Source organism: Streptomyces sp. NPDC060194 (assembly GCF_042728285.1).
In the GTDB taxonomy this organism is placed as follows: domain Bacteria; phylum Actinomycetota; class Actinomycetes; order Streptomycetales; family Streptomycetaceae; genus Streptomyces.
Map to the genome: position 1 here is coordinate 1 of NZ_JBHWZH010000237.1, position 5276 is coordinate 5276.

Consider the following 5276-nt stretch of genomic DNA (forward strand, 5'->3'; position numbering starts at 1 on the left):
GCCGCCGCCACCGCCGGGACCGGCCGGACGGCCGGCGAAGCCGCCGCCGCCGGGACGACCGCCGCCGCCGGGACGGCCGGGACCGCCGCCCGGACGGCCGGGGCCGCCACCGGGACGCGGGGAGCCGGCAGCGGGACGCTGCGGCATCATGCCGGGGTTCGGGCGGTTACCGCCCGGGGCGCCGCCCGGACGGGGCGCGCCGCCCTGCGGGCGGGGCATGCCGCCGGGGGTCGGACGGGCGCCGCCCTGACCCTGGCCCTGCGGGCGCGGGGCGCCAGCGGGGCCGCCCTGCGGACGCGGGGCGCCACCGGGCGCACCGGGGCCGCCGGGGCGCGGCGCGCCGCCGGGACGGGGCGCCTGCGGGCGGCCCATGCCGGTCGAGCCGCCGGACGTGAACGGGTTGTTGCCCGGCCGCGGGCCCGAGGGGCGGTTGCCGCCGGGACGCGGGGCCTGGCCGGCCGGCTTCGGGGCGCCCGGACGGGCACCCTGGCCGCCCTGACCCTGACCCTGCCCCTGCGGGCGCGCGGGGGCGGGACGGGGACCGGGGGTCGCACCGGTGGCGGGCTTCCGCTCGGGGGCGGGGGCCGCCGGAGGCGCGGTGAACTCCGGGGTGGTCGGCGCCGGGGAAGCGGGCGCGGGCTTGGCCGCGGCCGGCTTCGGGGCCGGAGCCGGGGTGGGACGCGGGCCGGGGGCCGGCGTCGCCGGACGGTCGGCCGCCGCGGGGCGCGGCGCGGGCGCGCCGGGCTTCGGGGCAGCCGGACGGGCGGCGGCCGGAGCCGGCGCCGCGGGCTTGGCGGGCGCGGCCTTGCGGGGCGCACCCGGCTTCGCAGCGGTCTTGCCGGCGTTGCCGCCGGGACCCTGCAACGCGTCGGTCAACTTGCGTACAACCGGCGCCTCGATCGTCGAGGACGCCGAACGGACGAACTCACCGAGTTCTTGGAGCTTGGCCATGACGACCTTGCTCTCCACACCGAACTCCTTGGCGAGTTCGTATACCCGGACCTTAGCCACTTCGCTCCTTTGAGGTCCGGGTTACGCCGGACCGTCGCTACTTCATGGGCGTACTCATCGCGTACTCATCGAGTGCTCATCGCAATCTCGACCTACTTCCAACTCGCGAGGTACCTGACCGCACGGGGTCCCGTGCCGTTCTCTTCTTACGGTGCTGCCTGCTCGACCCGCACGCGGATTTCCGCGGCGTCCAGCGGTCCCCGGGCACGCAGGGCCCTGGAGAAGGCCCGGCGGCGGACCGCCAGGTCGACGCAGACCAGGACGGGGTGCACGTAAGCACCCCGGCCGGGCAGCGTACCGCGAGGGTCGGGGACGACGACGCCCTCGACCGCCACGGCGCGCAGCAGGTCGCTCTTGGCCGCTCGCTCCCGGCACCCGACACAGGTGCGTTCCGGGCATGCTCGGGGGTGCGTCCGGCCAGACACGTTAAAGTCTACCTCCCCGTACCGACCTCACCCCTTTGGGGCAAGAATCGAACGGTTGTTGTCTCGATCTTGGACTTCGGCGGTACGGAGGCGGCTCGGGATCAGTCCCGGGCGCCGGCGTCCGGCTCGGTGTCCGGGCGGATGTCGATGCGCCAGCCGGTGAGCCGCGCGGCGAGGCGGGCGTTCTGCCCCTCCTTGCCGATGGCGAGCGACAGCTGGTAGTCCGGCACGGTCACCCGGGCCGACCGGCTCGCCATGTCGACGACCTCGACCTGGTTCACCCGGGCCGGGGACAGCGCGTTCGCGACCATCTCGGCCGGGTCGTCCGACCAGTCCACGATGTCGATCTTCTCGCCGTGCAGCTCGGCCATCACGTTGCGCACCCGGCTGCCCATCGGGCCGATGCAGGCGCCCTTCGGGTTGAGCCCGGAGCGGGTCGAGCGGACCGCGATCTTGGTGCGGTGGCCGGCCTCGCGGGCGATGGCCTCGATGACGACGGAACCGTCGGCGATCTCGGGCACCTCCAGCGCGAACAGCTTCTTCACCAGGTTGGGGTGGGTGCGCGAGAGCGTCACCGAGGGGCCGCGGACGCCCTTGGCGACCCGGACCACGTAGGTCCGCAGCCGCAGCCCGTGCGGGTACTCCTCGCCCGGGACCTGCTCCTGCACCGGGAGCATGGCCTCCATCTTGCCGATGTCGACCAGGACGTTCTTCGGGTCCTTGCCCTGCTGGACGACGCCGGTGATGACGTCGCCCTCGCGGCCGGCGAACTCGCCGAAGGTGATGTCGTCCTCGGCGTCGCGCAGCCGCTGCAGGATGACCTGCTTGGCGGTGCCGGCGGCGATCCGGCCGAAGTCGGACGGCGTGTCGTCGAACTCCTTCGGCTCCTGCCCCTCCTCCAGGTCGCGCGGGTCCTCCGTCGCCCAGACGGTCACGTGGCCGTTCTCGCGGTCCAGGACCACACGGGCCCGGCGGAAGGACCCCTCCGTGCGGTGGTAGGCGATGAGGAGGGCCGACTCGATCGCCTCGACCAGCAGGTCGAAGGAGATCTCCTTCTCACGGACCAGACCCCGCAGGGCGCTCATGTCGATGTCCACGGCTACGCCTCCTCTTCGTTCTTGTCGTGCTCGTCGGTCACGTCGTCGTTCACGTTCTCGTCGTCGGCGTCCTGCGCCGGGATGTCCTTGCGGTTGAACTCGATCTCGACCCGCGCCTTGGCGATCTCGTCGAACGCGAGCCGCCGGGCGGTGGCCTTGCGGCCCTTCACGCCCGGGATCTCGACGTCCAGGCCGTCGTCGTCCACCGTGAGGATCCGCGCGGTCAGCTCGCCGCCCGCGGTGAGCTGCGCCTTGATCAGGCGGCCGGTGGCGCGGACGTAGTGGCGGTGCGCGGTGAGCGGGCGGTCGGCGCCGGGCGAGGTGACCTCGAGGACGTACTCGCCGTCGCCCATGGCGTCGGACTCGTCGAGGAGGGCGGAGAGCTCGCGGCTCAGCTCGGCGCAGGCGTCGAGCTGCACGCCGGCGTCGGAGTCCACCACGACACGCAGGATCCGGCGCTTCCCGGCCGGAGTCACCGTGATCTCTTCGAGATCGAGGTCCTTGGCGTCGACCAGCGGTGCGAGCAGACCGCGCAGCCTCTCGCTCTGGGTGGTGCTCATCCGGGTGACTCCTCGGCCGCGTGTGCTGTTGTGGGGAAGCGTGAAAACCAGCGTGTCAGCTCAAAGGGTATCCGGTCCGCAGGGGTGTCGCCGCACGCCCGGGTCCGGATCCCGAGCCGCTCGCAGGTGCGAAGCCCGCCCACGGGTACGGTGATCACGTACTCCCCGCGGCCTCGTCGCCGCCCGTGTCGCCGCCCGAGTCCGATCGCGCATCCGAGGACGTCTGCTGTGCCGTTCACCTCCCGCAGGAGCCTGCTGGCCACCGGTGCGCTGCTGCTGACCGGCTGTTCCGCCGATCCCCTGGGCGGCGGAGCGCCGTCCGGCGCCACCGGGCGCAAGGGCCCGGCCGTGGAGGCGCTGCTGCGCCGCACGGCGACGACCGACAGCGCGGACCTGCTCGCCCGGTACGAGGCCACCGCGCGGGCCCACCCCGGCCTCGCGGACCGTCTCGCGGAGGGGCGGGCCCAGGCGGCCGAGCACGGCAGGGCCTTCGCACGGGGTGCCGCGGCGGCGACGGGGGGCAGCCCGCCCGCGGGCGCGCCCGCGGTGGTGCCGGCCACCGAGAAGGCGGCGCTCGCCGCCCTCGCCGCGGCCGAGCGCGCGCTCGCGGCCCGCCGCGCGGAGGCGCTGCTCGGGGCGCCGGGCGAGCTGGCCCGGCTGCTCGCCTCGGTCGCGGCGGCCGGCGAGGCGCGCGCGTACCTCCTGACGCACCCGACGACGCAGACGAAGGGGTCCTGATGACCGACGAGCAGGCGGCGGTCCTGCCCGCCCTGCAGGCCGCGCTGCGGGCCGAGCACGCGGCGGTCTACGGGTACGGGGTGGTCGGCGGCCGGATCGGCGCGGGGCGGCGGGGCGAGGCGCGGGCGGCGTACGACGCGCACCGGGCGGGCCGGGACGCGCTGGCGCGGGCCGTGCGCGACGCCGGCGGGACGCCGGAGGCGGCCGAGGCCGCGTACGCGCTGCCGTTCGAGGTGGCCGACGAGGCCGCCGCGGTGCGGCTCGCGGCGGTGCTCGAGGACGGGGTCGCCGCGGTCTACTCCGACCTGGTGCGGGCAGCCGAGGGGGACCGGCGCGGGGAGGCCGCCGGGGCGCTGCGGGCGGCCGCGGTGCGGGCGGTGCGGTGGCGGGGCAGCAGCGTAGCCTTCCCTGGGCTCACCGAGCGGGCCGCTCCGGCGGCCGCGTCGGCGTCGCCCGGACACAGCTGAAAGGGAACCTCCAGGTATGGCTTTCGAACCGTCCGTCCGTCTGCAGCGGGCACTCGGCGAGACCCGCAACGAGGGTGCGGCCGCGTGGCTGCGGGACGCGGCCGGTGCGCTCGACGCGGCGCTGGAGCAGAGCGGCGCCGCGCTGGAGCGGGTCGTCGTGCCCGGCGGGCGCAGCAGCGTCGTCGCGCTGGTGCGGACGGCGGACGGGGAGCCGGCGGCGCTGAAGGTGGCGCCGGAGGCGGCGCGGCCGGCGGACGAGGCGGCGGCGCTCGGCGCGTGGAGCGGGCTCGGGGCGGCGAAGCTGCTGGCGTCCGGGCCGGGGTGGATGCTCCTGGAGCGGCTCCAGACCGACGTGTCCGTGCGGACGCTGCCCGAGGCGAAGGCGCTCCTGGAGGCGGCGGGGACGTTGCGGCGGCTGTGGGTGCCGGTGTCGTCGTACGCGTTCGAGACGGTGGAGGCGCGGACGGCGCGGCAGGCGGCGGCGATGTCGGCGTCGGCGGACGGGGAGACCGCGGGGCTGGTCGAGGCGGCGGTGGCGGCGCGGGAGTCGTTGCTCGCCGCGCCGCCGGAGCATGTGCTGCTGCACGGGTCGCTGCGGCAGAGCAAGATCCTCGCCGCGGGGCGGATGCCGTGGCTGGCCGTGGGGCCGGTCCCGGTCGTCGGGGAGCGGGCGTTCGATCTGGCCCGGCTCGTCCGGGACCGGGTCGAGGATCTGGTCGGTGCGCCGTCGGGGGCGGCGGTGACGCGCTCCCGCCTGCGGCGGTTGGCCGACTCGCTCGACGTCGACCGGGACCGGTTGCGCGGGTGGGTCCTGTTCCGCGCGGTCGAGTCCGGCGTCCGCGCGCGCCGCGTCGGCCGCGAGGAGGACGCCGAACTCCTCCTCGAGTTCGCCACCTGGCTGTAGGGGGCTCCGCCCCCCGCCCCCCCCCCTCGCGGCTCCGCCGCATACCGGCCGCCGGCCGGCGGCCTCGACCGCCG

Annotated in this window: 7 protein-coding genes; 3 read left to right on the forward strand and 4 right to left on the reverse strand. The window is 76.2% G+C overall.

The window, feature by feature from the left end; all coding sequences use genetic code 11:
• The 4 genes from ACFWEG_RS28100 to rimP form a co-directional block, all read right to left on the reverse strand.
• A partial coding sequence (locus tag ACFWEG_RS28100) for a translation initiation factor IF-2 N-terminal domain-containing protein (RefSeq protein ID WP_387220676.1) occupies nt 1-1011 on the reverse strand: 1011 nt, incomplete at its 3' end.
• Nucleotides 1012-1157: 146 nt separating this feature from the next.
• A complete protein-coding gene (locus ACFWEG_RS28105; RefSeq protein ID WP_387220679.1) occupies nt 1158-1436 on the reverse strand; it encodes a YlxR family protein in 279 nt (92 codons plus the stop codon).
• Between the two features lie 101 nt (nt 1437-1537).
• Nucleotides 1538-2533: a transcription termination factor NusA gene (nusA, locus tag ACFWEG_RS28110; RefSeq protein ID WP_387220682.1), complete on the reverse strand. Its 996-nt coding sequence runs from the start codon at nt 2531-2533 to the stop codon at nt 1538-1540.
• A 2-nt stretch (nt 2534-2535) separates the two neighbouring features.
• Nucleotides 2536-3093, reverse strand: coding sequence for a ribosome maturation factor RimP (gene rimP, locus ACFWEG_RS28115; protein ID WP_387220685.1), 558 nt, complete (start codon nt 3091-3093; stop codon nt 2536-2538).
• Between the two features lie 228 nt (nt 3094-3321).
• On the opposite strand from rimP, the gene ACFWEG_RS28120 reads away from it, so the two are divergent.
• Genes ACFWEG_RS28120 through ACFWEG_RS28130 form a run of 3 tightly spaced genes read left to right on the forward strand, consistent with a single transcriptional unit; the run spans nt 3322 to nt 5202 of the window.
• On the forward strand, nt 3322-3831 hold the full coding sequence (locus ACFWEG_RS28120) for a hypothetical protein (protein ID WP_387220687.1): 510 nt from the start codon (nt 3322-3324) through the stop codon (nt 3829-3831).
• The gene (locus ACFWEG_RS28125; RefSeq protein WP_387220690.1) at nt 3831-4298 is read left to right on the forward strand and encodes a ferritin-like domain-containing protein; all 468 of its coding nucleotides are present in this window, start codon (nt 3831-3833) and stop codon (nt 4296-4298) included. The genes ACFWEG_RS28120 and ACFWEG_RS28125 overlap by 1 nt, the downstream gene beginning before the upstream one ends.
• Nucleotides 4299-4314: 16 nt before the next feature.
• A complete protein-coding gene (locus ACFWEG_RS28130) occupies nt 4315-5202 on the forward strand; it encodes an aminoglycoside phosphotransferase family protein (RefSeq protein ID WP_387220692.1) in 888 nt (295 codons plus the stop codon).
• The last annotated feature ends 74 nt before the right edge of the window (nt 5203-5276 follow it).

Excerpts from the sequence above, each read along its gene's own strand:
- ACFWEG_RS28130 (WP_387220692.1), top strand. The coding sequence starts at position 4,315 with ATGGCTTTCGAACCGTCCGTCCGTCTGCAGCGGGCACTCGGCGAGACC.
- rimP (WP_387220685.1), bottom strand. The coding sequence starts at position 3,093 with ATGAGCACCACCCAGAGCGAGAGGCTGCGCGGTCTGCTCGCACCGCTG.
- ACFWEG_RS28125 (WP_387220690.1), top strand. The coding sequence starts at position 3,831 with ATGACCGACGAGCAGGCGGCGGTCCTGCCCGCCCTGCAGGCCGCGCTG.